This window comes from Cupriavidus sp. LA-1 (assembly GCF_055385985.1).
Map to the genome: position 1 here is coordinate 1,756,449 of NZ_AP031388.1, position 14,744 is coordinate 1,771,192.

At 69.7% G+C, this 14,744-nt stretch carries 12 protein-coding genes; 5 read left to right on the forward strand and 7 right to left on the reverse strand.

The features are described 5' to 3' along the window. Positions 1–120: 120 nt before the first annotated feature. The 4 genes from ACZ5MJ_RS27155 to ACZ5MJ_RS27170 form a co-directional block, all read right to left on the reverse strand. On the reverse strand, positions 121–279 hold the full coding sequence (locus ACZ5MJ_RS27155; RefSeq protein ID WP_464224020.1) for a DUF3309 family protein: 159 nt from the start codon (positions 277–279) through the stop codon (positions 121–123). A gap of 253 nt (positions 280–532) precedes the next feature. After that, positions 533–1,189 carry a response regulator gene (locus ACZ5MJ_RS27160; protein ID WP_464224021.1) on the reverse strand — a complete coding sequence of 219 codons (657 nt, stop codon included), beginning with the start codon at positions 1,187–1,189 and terminating at the stop codon, positions 533–535. Further along, positions 1,186–3,231: a type IV pili methyl-accepting chemotaxis transducer N-terminal domain-containing protein gene (locus ACZ5MJ_RS27165; protein ID WP_464224023.1), complete on the reverse strand. Its 2,046-nt coding sequence runs from the start codon at positions 3,229–3,231 to the stop codon at positions 1,186–1,188. The genes ACZ5MJ_RS27160 and ACZ5MJ_RS27165 overlap by 4 nt, the downstream gene beginning before the upstream one ends. A 329-nt stretch (positions 3,232–3,560) precedes the next feature. Next, on the reverse strand, positions 3,561–4,730 hold the full coding sequence (locus ACZ5MJ_RS27170; RefSeq protein ID WP_464224024.1) for an NAD(P)H-dependent flavin oxidoreductase: 1,170 nt from the start codon (positions 4,728–4,730) through the stop codon (positions 3,561–3,563). Positions 4,731–5,000: 270 nt separating this feature from the next. Here ACZ5MJ_RS27170 and ubiU point away from each other — a divergent pair, with 270 nt between their 5' ends. The 3 genes from ubiU to ubiT are packed head-to-tail and all read left to right on the forward strand — an operon-like array spanning position 5,001 to position 7,497. Next, positions 5,001–6,047 carry a ubiquinone anaerobic biosynthesis protein UbiU gene (gene ubiU, locus ACZ5MJ_RS27175; RefSeq protein WP_464224025.1) on the forward strand — a complete coding sequence of 349 codons (1,047 nt, stop codon included), beginning with the start codon at positions 5,001–5,003 and terminating at the stop codon, positions 6,045–6,047. 56 nt (positions 6,048–6,103) lie between these two features. Next, positions 6,104–7,036 (forward strand): U32 family peptidase, encoded by a 933-nt coding sequence (locus ACZ5MJ_RS27180; RefSeq protein ID WP_464224026.1) that lies wholly within the window; start codon positions 6,104–6,106, stop codon positions 7,034–7,036. Beyond that, positions 7,033–7,497, forward strand: coding sequence for a ubiquinone anaerobic biosynthesis accessory factor UbiT (gene ubiT / locus ACZ5MJ_RS27185; RefSeq protein WP_464224027.1), 465 nt, complete (start codon positions 7,033–7,035; stop codon positions 7,495–7,497). Before ACZ5MJ_RS27180 ends, ubiT begins: the two co-directional genes overlap by 4 nt. 9 nt (positions 7,498–7,506) lie before the next feature. Here ubiT and ACZ5MJ_RS27190 read toward each other — a convergent pair whose 3' ends face one another. The 3 genes from ACZ5MJ_RS27190 to norR form a co-directional block, all read right to left on the reverse strand. After that, positions 7,507–9,081 (reverse strand): histidine kinase N-terminal 7TM domain-containing protein, encoded by a 1,575-nt coding sequence (locus tag ACZ5MJ_RS27190; RefSeq protein ID WP_464224028.1) that lies wholly within the window; start codon positions 9,079–9,081, stop codon positions 7,507–7,509. A 249-nt stretch (positions 9,082–9,330) separates the two neighbouring features. Further along, on the reverse strand, positions 9,331–9,759 hold the full coding sequence (locus ACZ5MJ_RS27195) for a polyhydroxyalkanoate granule-associated phasin (protein WP_464226620.1): 429 nt from the start codon (positions 9,757–9,759) through the stop codon (positions 9,331–9,333). A 148-nt stretch (positions 9,760–9,907) separates the two neighbouring features. Further along, positions 9,908–11,473 (reverse strand): nitric oxide reductase transcriptional regulator NorR, encoded by a 1,566-nt coding sequence (norR, locus tag ACZ5MJ_RS27200; protein ID WP_464224029.1) that lies wholly within the window; start codon positions 11,471–11,473, stop codon positions 9,908–9,910. A gap of 152 nt (positions 11,474–11,625) precedes the next feature. On the opposite strand from norR, the gene ytfE reads away from it, so the two are divergent. Together ytfE and ACZ5MJ_RS27210 are read left to right on the forward strand one after the other, a co-directional pair. Then, complete coding sequence (gene ytfE, locus ACZ5MJ_RS27205; RefSeq protein ID WP_464224030.1) at positions 11,626–12,345, forward strand: iron-sulfur cluster repair protein YtfE; 720 nt, start codon at positions 11,626–11,628, stop codon at positions 12,343–12,345. 34 nt (positions 12,346–12,379) lie between these two features. Next, positions 12,380–14,668 (forward strand): nitric-oxide reductase large subunit, encoded by a 2,289-nt coding sequence (locus tag ACZ5MJ_RS27210; protein ID WP_464224031.1) that lies wholly within the window; start codon positions 12,380–12,382, stop codon positions 14,666–14,668. Positions 14,669–14,744: the final 76 nt, after the last annotated feature.

Sequence of the window (14,744 nt, forward strand, 5' to 3'; positions counted from 1 at the left end):
GCACGCCCGCGCTTCGTTATAGGCCCCAGGCGCCGCCGCTACAAGGGTAGCGGCGCGTGCAGGCCCCTGTGCCCGCGCGGCTCGCGAGCCGCGCGGGCATCGCCTGCTGCGGGCCGGACGCTATATCCGGCCCAGCACCACCAGCAGCACCACGATCAGGACGATCAGGCCCATGCCGCCGCTTGGCCAGTAGCCCCAGCCGGTACTGTACGGCCAGGCGGGCAAGGCCCCGACCAGCAGCAAGACAAGAATGATCAGAAGGATGGTGCCGAGTCCCATGGCGTGCTCCTTGTTCGTGGATCGGGGAAGCCGCAAGGCTTCCGGACCGGGGCGGCTCCGGGGAGCCGTGCGCCTGGAATTCAGCGTAGCGCAAGGGGCGCGGGCATCCCCCCGGGCACGGGCTGATATCGGTGTAGGACTCGGACGACGTATCGCGCATCAGGGCTGCCGTGGCGGGCCGCACAGCCGCCGTGGTGCCTGCGCTACCTGTGCTGGCGGCACACTTTCGCCGTGCAGCGTAAAAGGGCCGTGCTCAGCCTGCCGCATTCAACCCGTGCTCGACGGCATAGACCGCCACCTGTACCCGGCTGGCCAGGTTGAGCTTCTTCAGGATGTTCTGCACATGGATCTTCACCGTGCTTTCGGCCACGCCCAGGTCGCGTGCGATCTCCTTGTTGCTTTCGCCGCGCGCCAGGCCCTGCACGATCTCGCGCTCGCGCGCGGTCAGCCGCGGCGCCTCATCCTGGCGTGGCGCGGCGGCCGGCGCGGGTGCCCGGAACTGCGCCACCAGCTTGGCCGTCATGCTGTCGGAGATCACCGGCTCGCCCGCGGCGGCGCGGCGGATGCCGGCGATCAGCGCCTCGGTTTCGATATTCTTGATCAGGTAGCCACGTGCGCCGCCGCGCAGCGCGGCGGCCAGCTCCTCGGCTTCCTCGGACACCGTCAGCACGATCACGGCCGTCTGCGGCAGGTCTTCCACCAGCAGCTGCAAGGCTTCCAGCCCGGACAGCCCGGGCATGTTCAGGTCCAGCAGGATCACGTCGGGGCGGTGCTGCTTGGCGCGCTTGATGCCTTCCACGCCGTCGGCGGCCTCGTCGACGATCTCGAAGTCGGCCTGCCGCTGCAGCAGCGCGCGGATGCCCGAGCGGAACAGGGTGTGGTCGTCGATCAGCAGGATGCGGATGGTCATGGCTGGGTCTCGGTTGTGCTGGTGGTGCTGGTGGTGCTGGCGGGGCCGGTGGAGCGTTCCGGGATCGTGGTCGCGTGCTTGCCGGCCGGCAGCACCAGTTCGATGCGCACGCCGCTGCCGGGGCGGGCCTGCACATGCAGTTGCGCGCCCAGGCGCGCGGCGCGCTCGCGCATGATGTTCAGGCCGATATGGGCGTCGGCGCGCGTGGCGAGCTCGTCCGGGTCGAAGCCCTCGCCGTCGTCGTGCACCACCAGCCGGAAGTCGCGGCCATGGCTGAGCGCCACCGCCACATGCGCCGCCATGGCGTGCTTGCGCACGTTGGAGAGCGCTTCCTGCAGGATGAACAACACCTGCAGCTGCTGCTCCGGCGACAACGGCCACGCACCGCCATGTTCATCGATGGCCAGCGTGGCCTCGGTGCGGCATTGCCGGCGAAAGCGTCCAACGGTCTCTTCCACTGCCGGGCGCAACTCGCCGGTGCCGAGCCGCGAGCGGAAGTTGTTCAGCAGCTCGCGCACGTCCTGGTAGCTCTCTTCCACGCCATGGCGCAGCATCGGCACCAGCTCGCGGGTCTCGTCCAGGTCGTCGCGCGCCACCGCGTCGTCCAGCAGCTGCACCTGCAGGTTCAGGTAGTTCAGGCCCTGCGCAATGCTGTCGTGCAGGCCCTGCGCCACCAGGTTGCGCTCTTCCACCACGGCCAGCTGGCGCGCCGTGGCGGACAGCCGCAGGTGTTCCAGCGCGGTGCCCAGGTGCTGCGCCAGCGTCTGCAGCAATTGCCGGTCCGACGGCGGCAGCCTGCGCGGCGTGCGGAATTGCAGCGCGAACATGCCAGTGGCGCCGCGCTGGCTTTCGATGCGGAATGCCGCCAGCGACCGGAAACCCTCGCGGCCGCATGGCGCTTCCTCGTGCGCGCCGGCGCCGGCGCGCTGCGCCGCGCGCAGGTCGACGATGGCGATCACGGCCTCGCGCGTGGCGTCGCCGCAATGGCAGGCGCTGGCCGAGGCGCAGGAGTCGGCTTCGGCCAGCGCGGCAGGCAACCCCGCTGCCGCCAGCAGGTGCATCCTGCCGTGCCGGCTGTCCAGTACTCGCACGCTGCCGCCATCCGCATCGAACTGGCGCATCACGCGCGCCAGGAAGCCGTGCGCCATGGCTTCGGCATCGGCGGCCTGGTTCAGGAAAGCGGCCATTTCGTACAGGGTTTCCAGGTCGCGGTTCTGGCGCTCCAGCTCAGCGGTCTTCTGCGCCACGCGGGCCTCGAGGTCCTGGTACAGGCCCTGCAGCTCGCCGGCCATGCGGTTGAAGCCTTGGCAGAGCGTGCCGAACTCATCGCGGCTTTCCACCGGCAGGCGCAATGAGAACTCGCGCGCGGCCATGCGCCGCAGGCCATCCTGCAGCCGCAGCACCGGCAGTATGATCCACAGGTAGAGCAGGTAGATCACGGCCACCGTGCCCACGCAGGCCATCAGTGCCAGCGCGATCTGCGACAGGCGCAGCAGGTCGGTCTTGCGCGCGCTGTCGTGTTCGATCATGCCGACCAGGCGGTCGGCCTCGGCGACAAAGCCGGGCAGTGCGGCAATGTATTTGTCAGCGACGCTGGCCGGCATGCCGCCATCACCGGTACCAGTCACCGCCAGCGGCCGCAGCCGTTGTTGCCAGTCCTCGGTGACGCGGGCCATTTGCGCGTGGATGGCGGGCTCGTCCGGCAGCAACAGCGGCCGCGCCGGGTCGCCCTTCTTCAGCAGGGCCAGCGTGGCGTCCAGCGCCTGCACCTGCGCGGCAAGGTCATTGTCCTGGCGCGCCTGCGCCAGTGTCAGCTCGATCGCCACGCGGTTGGCGCGCATGCGCAGGCTGCCGGCGTCGTTGATCGCGGCACCGGCGCCTTCCAGCTTCCAGGACAGCCACAGGGTGCCGGAGATCATGCCCAGCACCACCAGCAGCACGGCCAGCGAGAGCGCGATGATGCGCGTGGAAAGGCGATGGCGCAGGGCAGGCAACGCGGATGCCGCCGTGGCGCCGGCGGCAGGAGGATCGGTTTCGGACATGGCGGTATCGGGGGCTACCTGTCGGGGGAGCCGGCGCGGGCATGGCCGCGGGCTGGTGTTGAAAGGGATTTTCCCAGCGCGATAGACGGGGCTTACTGCGCCAGATCAAGTAAACCCGGCTTCGGCGCGGCTTGTGTGCGGTTGGCGACGCATGCGCATGTTGGGGGATGCGTTTGCAGCAACCGATTTGTCACGTCGTGATATATCCACCGCCGCGCTCGGATTGCTGACCCCGTCTGCATGCCGCTGATTTGCACCCCTCTCCCGCAAGCGGGCGAGGGGTGCCCTGTCCGCGCGGCGCCGGCTACGGCGCGCATCACAGGCATGCGCTAGGCTGCTGCCGGGGCCTGGGTCAGCCCCGCAGGCTTTTCCCCCGTCAACAGGTAGTGCATCAGTTCCGCCACCGGCCGGATCGCCTCGCCGAAGGGCAGCGCGCCCCGGCCGCGGAAGAACAGGCCGCGCTCCACATCGCCGCGCACGGCTTGCGCCAGCTTCAGGTCGATGCAGAACTGGCCGATGCGGGCGATGCCGTCGCGCAGCCCGCAAGCCTGCAGGCAATCGAACCCTTCCAGGCATTCGCGCACGCGCGCGCGGCGCTGCAGGCGCGCTTCACTCGACAGGTAGCGCGACAGCCACGGTGTCAGCACCGCGCGCGCGGGCAGCCCCGCCACGCTGGTGAACTCGCGCAGGGTTTCCGGCCGCGCCGTGGCCAGTACTTGCTTGAAGGCCGGGTGGGCATCGCATTCCTCGGTCACGGCGAAGGCCGTGCCCAGCTGCACCGCGGCGGCGCCTTGGCCCAGCCAGTGGCGCACCTTGGCGTGGCTGTCGATGCCGCCGGCCAGGATCAGCGGGATGCTGTCCCAGGCCAGCCCCAGTTGCGCAAACAGCTCGCGGCACTCGGCCAGCACGCGCGAGAACGCGAAGCGCGGCTCGGACAGGTCCTGGATGGCGGCCGCGCCCAGGTGGCCGCCGGCGTGCGCCGGGTGTTCGACCACGATGGCATCGGGCAGCCGGCCCTTCTTCATCCAGCGGCGCAGCACCAGGCCGACGCCGCGCGCCTCGGACAGGATCGGGATCAGCGCCACCTTGGGGTGGCCGGCGGTCAGCTCGGGCAGGTCCAGCGGCAGCCCCGCGCCCATGACGATGGCATCGGCGCCGCTTTCGCACGATTGCCGCACCAGCGCCGCGTGCGAGCCCACGGCCTTCATCACGTTGACGGCGATCAGCCCGCGGCCCTCGGATACCGTGCGCGCGGCACGGATCTCGCGATCGAGCGCCTCGAGGTTGGCGGCTTCGATGGCGGGCTTGTCGCGGCTGCCGCGCGTGCGTTCCATCAGGTCGGGGTGGTGGTGGCGCAGGTCGATGCTGGCGATGGTGCCGACGCCGTTCTCGCGCGCGACGGCGCCGGCCAGCCGGTGGGCCGAGATGCCGATGCCCATGCCGCCCTGCACGATGGGCAGCAGGCGGCGGCCGGCCAGCTTGAGCCAGGGATGATTCATAAGTGGGTCTCCGGAAGGGGATGGGCGCCGGGCCGGCGTGCGGCCTGGCGCAACAATGACCGGGCAAGCGTGGCACAGCGGCCCGGGCCCGCGTTTGCCGCAGGTCAAGCGCGCAGGGGTGGCCCGCCATCGGCCTACGCCAACCGGCATAGGCCGGCGCGGGCGGTGTGTCTTTGGCGCGGATTTGCGCGCGGTCAAGCCCCTGCCGCGTGCGCTTGGCTAGCATCGGCCGCTGTCCTCATCCCTGCGCCGCCGCCGGCGCCACTGCCGATGACGCTAGCCTCTCCAGCCCCATCCGCCGCGGCGAGCCTGCCACGGCGGCCCCAGCTTGTCGCGCCCGCCGGTTCGCTGGCGGCCCTGCGCACGGCACTGCAGCACGGCGCCGACGCGGTCTACCTGGGCCTGCGCGATGCCACCAACGCGCGCAACTTCGGCGGCCTGAACTTTACCGAGGCCGACATCCGTACCGGCGTGGCCGAAGCCCATGCGCGCGGCGTCGAGGTGCTGTTTGCCATCAACACCTTTGCGCAGATGGGCGCGGTGGCACAGTGGCAGCGCGCGGTCGATGCCGCGGCGGACCTTGGCGCCGACGCGGTCATCATGGCCGACGCCGGCCTGATGGGCTACGCGTGCGAGCGCCATCCGGGCTTGCGCCTGCACCTGTCGGTGCAGGGCTCGGCCACGCATGCCGACGCCATCGAGCTGATGCGAGAGCGCTTCAATATCCGCCGCGTGGTGCTGCCGCGCGTGCTGTCGCTGGCGCAGATCGGCAAGCTGGCGCGCCAGACCAGCGTGGAGCTGGAGGTGTTCGGCTTCGGCAGCCTGTGCGTGATGGCCGAGGGGCGCTGCCTGCTGTCGTCCTACGCCACCGGCGACTCGCCCAACAACAGGGGCGTCTGCTCGCCTGCGCACGCGGTGCGCTGGACCGAGCAGGACGGCACCATGCAGGCGCGCCTGTCGGGCATCCTGATCGACAGCTATGCACCAGGCGAGCCGGCCGGCTATCCGACGCTGTGCAAGGGGCGCTTCGAGGTGGAGGGCGAACGCGGGTACGTGCTGGAAGAGCCGACCAGCCTCAATGCTCTGCCGCTGCTGCCGGCGCTGATCGACATGGGCATCGCCGCCATCAAGATCGAGGGCCGCCAGCGCAGCCCGCGCTATGTGGGTGATGTGGTGGGCGTGCTGCGCGCGGCCATCGACGCGGCCTGCGCCGATCCGGCGCGCTTCGTGCCGCGCCAGGAATGGCAGAGCACGCTCGGGCGTCACGCCGAAGGCGACCAGGTCACGCAAGGCGCCTATGACCGGCCGTGGCGGTGACCCCCATGGCATCCACCTGCCTTGAACCGGCCGTGCCGGCCACGATGGAGCTTCCCATGCCAGAGATTGCCGCGGCTGCAATGCCGCAAACCACGGCGCTGCCCGATTTCGGCATCGCCCTGGGTCCGCTGCTGTACTACTGGCCGCGCGCGACCGTGATGCAGTTCTATGCATCGGTGGCCGACACGCCGGTAGACCGCGTCTACCTTGGCGAGACCGTCTGCACGCGCCGCCACGAAGTCCGCCACGCGCAGTGGCTGGAGATCGCACAGATGCTGCGCGATGCCGGCAAGGAGGTGGTGCTGTCGACGCCGGTGCTGGTGGAGTCCGACACGGATATCGCCTGGATGCGGCGCGCCTGTGCCCAGAACGACTACCTGGTCGAGGCCAACGACCTGGGTGCGGTGCGCGGCATGACAGGGCGGCCCTTTATTGGCGGCCCGCATCTCAATGTCTATCACGCCGATACGCTGGCGTGGCTGGCCGGGCTCGGCGCGGTCGGCTGCGTGGCGCCGGTGGAAATGGATGGCAGCACGCTGGCAGCACTGGCGGCGGCGCGGCCCACCGGCATGCGCCTGGAAGCCTTTGTCTGGGGACGCCTGCCGCTGGCGTTCTCGGCGCGCTGCTTTACCGCGCGCCACCATCGGCTGCGCAAGGACAGTTGCGAGTTCCGCTGCATCGACTATCCGGATGGCCTGGTCGCCGCCACCGGCGAAGGGCAGGCCTTCTTCACGCTCAACGGCGTGCAGACGCAGAGCGCCACCTGCCTGGACCTGTGCGCGGAGGCGCCGGCAATGGCGCGCACGGGGGTGGGAATGCTGCGCGTGAGCCCGCATTCGACGGGCACGCTGGCGGTGGTGCATCAGCTCGCGGCAATTCGCGCGGGGGATCAGGCCCCCGCCGCCAGCGGCATCACGCCCGCCGGCGCCCAGCCCTGCAACGGCTACTGGCACGGCAGCGCGGGCATCGCCTGGGAGGCCCGGGCATGAGCGGGCTGCACAAGCTGATGGCCGGCGTGCACCGGCGCATGCCCGCCCGCGCCCGGGCGCTGCCGCTGGTGGCGGCGCTGGAGCTGGCGCGCCGCGCGGGGTGGCTGGAACCCCCGGCGGCACTGGACGGGCATGACTTCCTGCTGACGGTGCAGGATCTCGGGCTGGCCGTGCCGTTTCGCTGTGCTGGCGGACGCTTCCATGCCGGGGCGCCGGACTCTGAACCTGAACTCACGCTGCGCGCCTGCGCGGTCGACTACCTGCGCCTGCTCGGCGGCGAGGCTGATACCGACACGCTGTTCTTCCAGCGCCGGCTGGTGATCAGCGGCGATACCGCACTGGGGCTGGAGGTCAAATACTGGCTCGATGCCGCGCCGCGGCCCGCGTGGGTCAGCCAGGCCGCGGCGCGGCTGGTGGCCTTGCACGGAGTCACGGCAGGGCGGGCGGGTACGGCGGCGTAGCGATGCCGTTCAGGCATCGCCGTCCAGCATGAAACGGTTGCGCCCCGCGCGCTTGGCGCCGTACATTGCGCTGTCGGCGCGGTGCAGCAGCGGCTCCAGCCGCGGCGCCTCGGGCACGGCCCAGACCGCGCCCACGCTGATGGTCACGACCGGCTGCACCGGCGTGCCGTTGTGGGCAATGGCCAGGTCGCGCACGGCGGCCACCATGCGGCGCGCCACGTCGCGGGTCTCGTTGCGCGTGGCGCCGGGCAGCACCGCCGCGAATTCCTCGCCGCCCAGCCGCGCGCAGAATTGCTCGCCGGTCAGCGTGCCGCACAGCGCGCCGGCAATCTGGCGCAGGCAGTCGTCGCCGGCCACGTGGCCATGCAGGTCGTTGTATTGCTTGAACTGGTCCACATCCAGGATCAGCAGGCCCAGCGCCTGGCTGCGCTCGCATGCCCGGGCCACGGCCGCGATCGATTCGCGCTGGAAGTAGCGCCGGTTGCGGATGCCGGTCAGGGCGTCGATATCCAGGTCGGCCTGCACCTGCCACAACTGCTCTTCGGTCTGGCCGAGCCGTGCGGTCAGGGCCAGTTCGCGCGACTGGAAGCGGCTGATATCGCGCAGGAACAGCAGGCTGCCGATTTGCCTGCCATCCAGGCGGCACACTGGCTCCGCGGTCAGTTCGAACGGTGAGCCTGGTGGCAGGAAGGGCGCGCCTGCCGTATTCGCCTTGGCGGCGTGGGCAGGACGCAGCGCCGGTTCCCAGGCTGCCGGCACGCGCAGCCCGCGGCGCAACGCCGGGTACTGCTGCGCGGCGGCCGGGTTGAATGCCACGATCATTTCCTTCCTGTCGACGATGACGCAGCCTTCGCCCAGCGCATCGAACACGCGCAGCCGCGCGTAGTGGACGATGTCGTCCAGGTGCGTACGCAGCGCGCAGAACCAAAGCAGTGCGACCATCAGCGAAAAGGTCGCCGGCGTCAGATCGCCGCCGAACGGGCCGGTCCAGCGCAGGATGTAGGCAATGTGCGCCGCCATTGGCAACGTCAGGCCCGCGGCCAGGATGGCGCGCCCCCGGCGCGACAGCGTGTCATTGGGCACCTCGGCGGTGACCAGGAAATACAGGCTCAGCGCCAGCAGCAGGTAGGTCCAGGCGGCAGCGATGGCATAGCCCGCACCATGTTCGAAGACCGCGCCTGGAGCGACGCCGGGCGGCATCAGCGTGATGCGTTGCCAGATCAGGTGGTGGTGCTCGTTGGTGAACACCAGCACCACGGTGATCACGGCCGCCAGCACTGGCAGCAACAGCCAGGACCATGGCACGACATAGCGCGGGCGGCTCAGGTGCACCATCGCGACCAGCCAGCCGATCGGCACGGCCACGATCCCCACATACTGGACCTTGGCCCAGAGGATGCGGCCCGCCAGGTCGGCTGAGCTGATCTCGAGCAGGCGGCCCCCGCTCCAGACTGCCGCGCCGAGCGCCAGCACCAGGAACGCCTGAACGGTCGGATCGTCGCGCCGCGGCCAGGTGGCGATGGCCATGCCGATACAGGCGACCACAGCGATGGTTAGCAGGAGAACCAGGGAATATGAGGGCATTGAAGGCGGAGCGCGTCCCGAGACCTGGGCGCTGGTTCCGGCGCACGGCAAGGCGCACGCGCCTGTTGCGGCGATCCGCTGTCTCGTCAGCCAGCATGATACCGGGCCGCGCGGCAGGCTTGGCTGAGGGTGCGCCGATGCAACAGGTCGCCCGGCGGACGCGCCGGGCCGGCAATGGGGGTGCCCGGCGCAGCCCTACGGCCGACAGCCAGGCGTGACGGTGTGCAAAAGGGGGGAAGCGGCGCCGGATCAGGCCGGCCGCGGCGTCTCGCGGACCTGCCAGAAAGGGATATCGGTGACGCCCTTCTGCATGTCCTGCCAGTCAGGCATCGCGCCCCGTGTCAGCAGGTGGCCCCAGGCGTCTATCCACTTCTGCTGGGCGCGCGCGTACAACTCCAGCATGGCCGACGCATAGTGCAGCGGGCTGCCGAGCAGCGGGAGTTCGAGGGCGATCTCGCGCGCGTACATGGCCTCTGGCTCCTGCGCCACCATCTTGCCCATGGCATCGAACTGGATGTCTTCGAACATGGTGCGGGCGAACTCGAGGTTGAGTTCGGCCATGCGGCGCCAGTTGTCCGCCAGGTCGGCCTCCATGGCCTCGACCTGGTGCACGCCGGAGAAGAGGGTGGGAAACGGCCAGAAGCCGAGCGGCCAGAAGGCTTGCATTGAGGTCATCATCACGGGGATCTCCCTGGTGGGCGTGCGGGTCATCGGGGCGGCAATTGCTGCACACGGCGATGCCGCCAGAGGGGGGCGGCACCCGGACTAGCTTATGCGGTAACGGCGCGCATCGCCATCTCGGCATCCTGGCACACAAGTGTGTCATTCATTTGCATCCCAGCCGCTTGGCCAGCTTGTGCAGGTTGCTGGCATCGATGCCCAGCTGCCGTGCCGCCTGGGCCCAGTTGCCCCCCTGGTCCCGCAGCGCCAGCCCGATGCAGGCCCGCTGGGTTTGCTCCACGGCGTCGCGCAGGGTGATGCCAGCGGCCAGCGCCGGGGCGGCAATCGCACTGGCCATGCTGGCGCCGGCATGGCGTGCCGAGGGCACTTCCAGCCCGTCGAGGTCGAGCAACTCGGGCTCCAGGGTCACGATGTCATTGCGGCCCGCGCCGCGGCTGACGGCGCGCAGCGCGGCGCGGCTGATCACGTGTTCCAGCTCGCGCACGTTGCCAGGCCAGCGGTAGCTGCGCAGCGCATCCTGCGCACCGCCTGACAGCCGCAGGCTGCGCAGCCCCAGGCGCGCGCGGTTCAGCTCCAGGAAGCGCCCGGCCAGCAGCAGCACGTCGTTGCCGCGCTCGCGCAGCGGCGGGATCGGGATCGGGTAGACCGACAGGCGGTGGTAAAGGTCGGCACGGAACGAGCCGTCGCGCACGTGTTCGCGCAGGTTGCGGTTGGTGGCGGCGATCACGCGCACGTTGACGCGGCGCGGGCGGTCCGAGCCCAGCCGCTGGATCTCGCCGTTCTGCAGCGTGCGCAGCAGCTTGGCCTGGATCGCCAGCGGCAACTCGCCCACTTCATCCAGGAACAGCGTGCCGCCGTCGGCGGCTTCGAAGCGCCCCGGGCGCTCGCCGGTCGCGCCCGAGAAAGCGCCGCGCGCGTGGCCGAACAGCTCGCTCTCGGCCAGCGATTCCGGCAGCGCCGCGCAGTTGACATGCACCAGCGGCTGCGCGCGCCGGCGCGACTGGCGGTGCAGGCGGTGGGCGAACAGTTCCTTGCCCACCCCTGTTTCGCCCAGCAGCAGCACCGGCAGGTCGGTATCCGCCACCACTTCCAGTTCATGCAGCAGGTTGGCGATGGCCTCGCTCTGGCCGATGATCTCGCCGCCGATGTCGCCATGCTGGGCCGTGCCTTCATCGGCATCGGGCGCGCCGCGCGCCAGCTGCAGCGCGCGGATCTCGCCTTCCAGCCGGGTGGTGCGGATGGCCGCTTCGACGATCACGGTCAGCCGCTGCAGCTCGGCCTGGGCCCCGGCATCGAAGGTGCCGATCGCCAGCGCATCCAGCGTCAGCGCGCCCCACGGCTGCGCGTCCACGGCCAGGCTGGTGCCCATGCAGTCATGCACCGGCAGCGGCTCGCCCACGTGCTCGTCGATCAGGCCGTCGTACGGGTCGGGCAGCATGCTGTCGTGATGGAAGCAGGTCACCCCGCGGCGCGCCAGGATGGCGGCCAGGCGCGGGTGCAGGCCGACCGCAAAGCGCCGGCCCAGCGCATCGCGCACCAGGCCATCGACCGCAACCGGGCGCAGGTGGTCTTCTTCCAGCCGCAGCAGCGCCACCGCGCCGCAGCGGAAATGCGCGCGCAGCATGCTGACCAGCCGCTGCAGGCGCACAGCGTGCGGGAGGTCGGTGACAAGGTCGGCGAGCAACTCGGGATACATCGCGCTTGGTAGCATGGTGAAAAGAACCATAAGGGTATTAAGTACCGCGAGAAGTATAGGGTATTTATCACCACCGATATTTCAAGTCATTGATCCGGATGGATTTTTTTCGGGCACGCTCCTCGCGTTAGTCATGCGGGCATAACTTCCACACCGGAGAAACCATCATGACTTTGCAGGACCACTCGCTCGGCCAACTGGCACGCCTCATTCCCGGGGCCACCCGGATCTTCCACGACCATGGGCTGGACTTCTGCTGCGGGGGCAAGCAGACCCTGCGAGACGCCGCGCAGCAACGGGGTCTCGATGCGGCTGCCATCGGCACCATCGACGCACAGCTGCGTGCGTTGCAGGACGAAGGCGGGACGCCCGCGCAAGACTGGAACACGGCGGCGCCAGCCACGCTGATCGACCATATCCTCACGCGCTTCCATGCGCGCCACCGCGAGCAGTTGCCCGAGCTGATCCGCCTCGCGCGACGCGTCGAGCAGGTCCACGGTGACCGGCCCGATTGTCCGCTTGGTCTGGCCGACCACCTGAGCGACATGCTGGGTGAGCTGGAAACGCATATGCAGAAGGAAGAGCAGGTGCTGTTCCCGATGTTGTCGCGCGGCCTGCATGCCGCCGCGGGCCGGCCGATCGCGGTGATGCGGGCCGAGCATGACGACCACGGGGTGGCACTGCAGCGGCTGGCGGCGCTGACCAACGACATCACGCTGCCGCGCGCGGCCTGCAATACCTGGCGCGCGCTCTACCTGGGCCTGCGCACGCTGCGTGAAGACCTGATGGAACACATCCACCTGGAAAACAACGTGCTGTTCGAGATCGCCTCGGCACCGGCCGCCGCCGCGCAAGCCACCGGCTGCGGTTGCTCGACGCACGCCTGAACCCGCCCGCCACCCCAACCAACGACATCGCATCATGGGTTCCTACCGCAGACTCTGGTTTTTGCTGATCGCCGTGCTGGCGATCACGTTCTCCCTGCTCGGCTACTACGGCGTCGAGGTGTACCGGCAGGCCCCGCCCATGCCCGCCAAGGTCGTCACGACCGATGGCCGCGCGCTCTTCACCGGTGAAGGGATTCTCGACGGCCAGACCGCCTGGCAGTCCGTGGGCGGCATGCAGCTTGGCTCCATCTGGGGCCACGGCGCGTACCAGGCGCCGGACTGGACCGCCGACTGGCTGCACCGCGAGCTGACCGCGTGGCTGGAACTGGGCGCGCAGGACGCCTACGGCCGGCCCTATGCGCAGCTCGACGCGCCGGCACAGGCCGCGCTGCGCGAGCAGCTGCGCACCGAATACCGCGGCAACGCCACCGATCCGGCCACCAAGGTGCTTACCGTGTCGAAGCGCCGTGCGCAGGCTATTGCCGACACCGCCGCCTACTACGACAAGCTCTTCTCCGACGCGCCGGCGCTGCACACCACGCGCGAGCACTACGCGATGAAGGAGAACACGCTCCCCAGCGCAGAACGGCGCGAACAGCTCACGCACTTCTTCTTCTGGGCCGCGTGGGCGGCATCGACCGCGCGCCCGGGGCACGAGGCCACCTACACCAACAACTGGCCGCATGAGCCGCTGATCGGCAACCAGCCCACCAGCGAGAACGTGGTGTGGTCGGTGATCAGCGTGGTGGTACTGCTGGCTGGCGTCGGCTTCCTGGTGTGGGCGTGGGCCTTCCTGCGCGGCAAGGAAGACGCGCCGCCGCAGGCGCCGGCACGCGACCCGCTGCTGGCCGTGGCGCTGACGCCGTCGCAGCGCGCGCTCGGCAAGTACCTGTTCCTGGTGGTGGCGCTGTTCGTGTTCCAGGTGTTCCTGGGCGGCTTTACCGCGCACTACACCGTCGAGGGCCAGAAGTTCTACGGCATCGACGTCTCGCAGTGGTTCCCGTACGCGCTGGTGCGCACCTGGCATATCCAGAGCGCGCTGTTCTGGATCGCAACCGGCTTCCTGGCCGCGGGCCTGTTCCTGGCGCCGCTGATCAACGGCGGCAAGGACCCGAAGTACCAGCGACTGGGCGTCGACGTCCTGTTCTGGGCGCTGGTGGTCGTGGTGGTGGGGTCGTTCACCGGCAACTACCTGGCGATCGCGCAGAAGCTGCCGCCGCACCTGAACTTCTGGCTGGGCCACCAGGGCTATGAGTACGTCGACCTGGGCCGCCTGTGGCAGATCGGCAAGTTCACCGGCATCCTGATCTGGCTGGTGCTGATGATGCGCGGCATCCTGCCGGCGCTGCGCGCGCGCGGCACCGACCGCAACCTGCTGGCGCTTCTGACCTCGTCGGTGGTGGCGATCGGCCTGTTCTACGGCGCGGGCCTGGCCTACGGCGAACGCACCAGCCTGACGGTGATGGAGTACTGGCGCTGGTGGGTGGTGCACCTGTGGGTGGAAGGCTTCTTCGAGGTCTTTGCCACCACGGCGCTGGCCTTCATCTTTTCCACGCTGGGCCTGGTGTCGCGCCCGATGGCAACGGCCGCCAGCCTGGCCTCGGCATCGCTGTTCATGCTGGGCGGCATTCCCGGCACCTTCCACCACCTGTACTTTGCCGGCACCACCACGCCGGTGATGGCGGTGGGCGCCGCGTTCAGCGCGCTGGAAGTGGTGCCGCTGATTGTGCTCGGCCATGAAGCCTGGGAGAACTGGAGCCTGAAGCGGCGCGCGCCGTGGATGGCCGACCTGAAGTGGCCGCTGATGTGCTTTGTCGCAGTGGCGTTCTGGAACATGCTGGGCGCCGGGGTGTTCGGCTTCATGATCAACCCGCCGATCGTGCTGTACTACATCCAGGGGCAGAACACCACGCCGGTCCATGCCCATGCCGCGCTGTTCGGGGTGTATGGCTTCCTCGCGCTGGGTTTCACGCTGCTGGTGCTGCGCTACGTGCGCCCGGCCTACCGGCTCAGCCCCAGGCTGATGAAGACCGCCTTCTGGGGCCTGAACCTCGGCCTGGTGCTGATGATCGGCACCAGCCTGCTGCCGATCGGCATCATCCAGTTCCTGGCCAGCGTCGAGCATGGCACCTGGTATGCGCGCAGCGAGGCGTTCATGCAGCAACCCGTACTGCAGACCCTGCGCTGGGTGCGCACCTTCGGCGACGTGGTGTTTATCGCCGGCGCGGTGTCGTTCGCCTGGCAGGTGGTGCTTGGGCTGGCCAACCGTACGCCCCTCGCGGCGGATGGCGCGACGGCAGGGATGAAGGCGGCAGCACGCTGAAAGATCAGCAGGGAAAGGCAGCAGCGGCCTGCCCGGGTTCCGGGCGGGCCGCTTGCGTATAGCGGTCATATGCGCG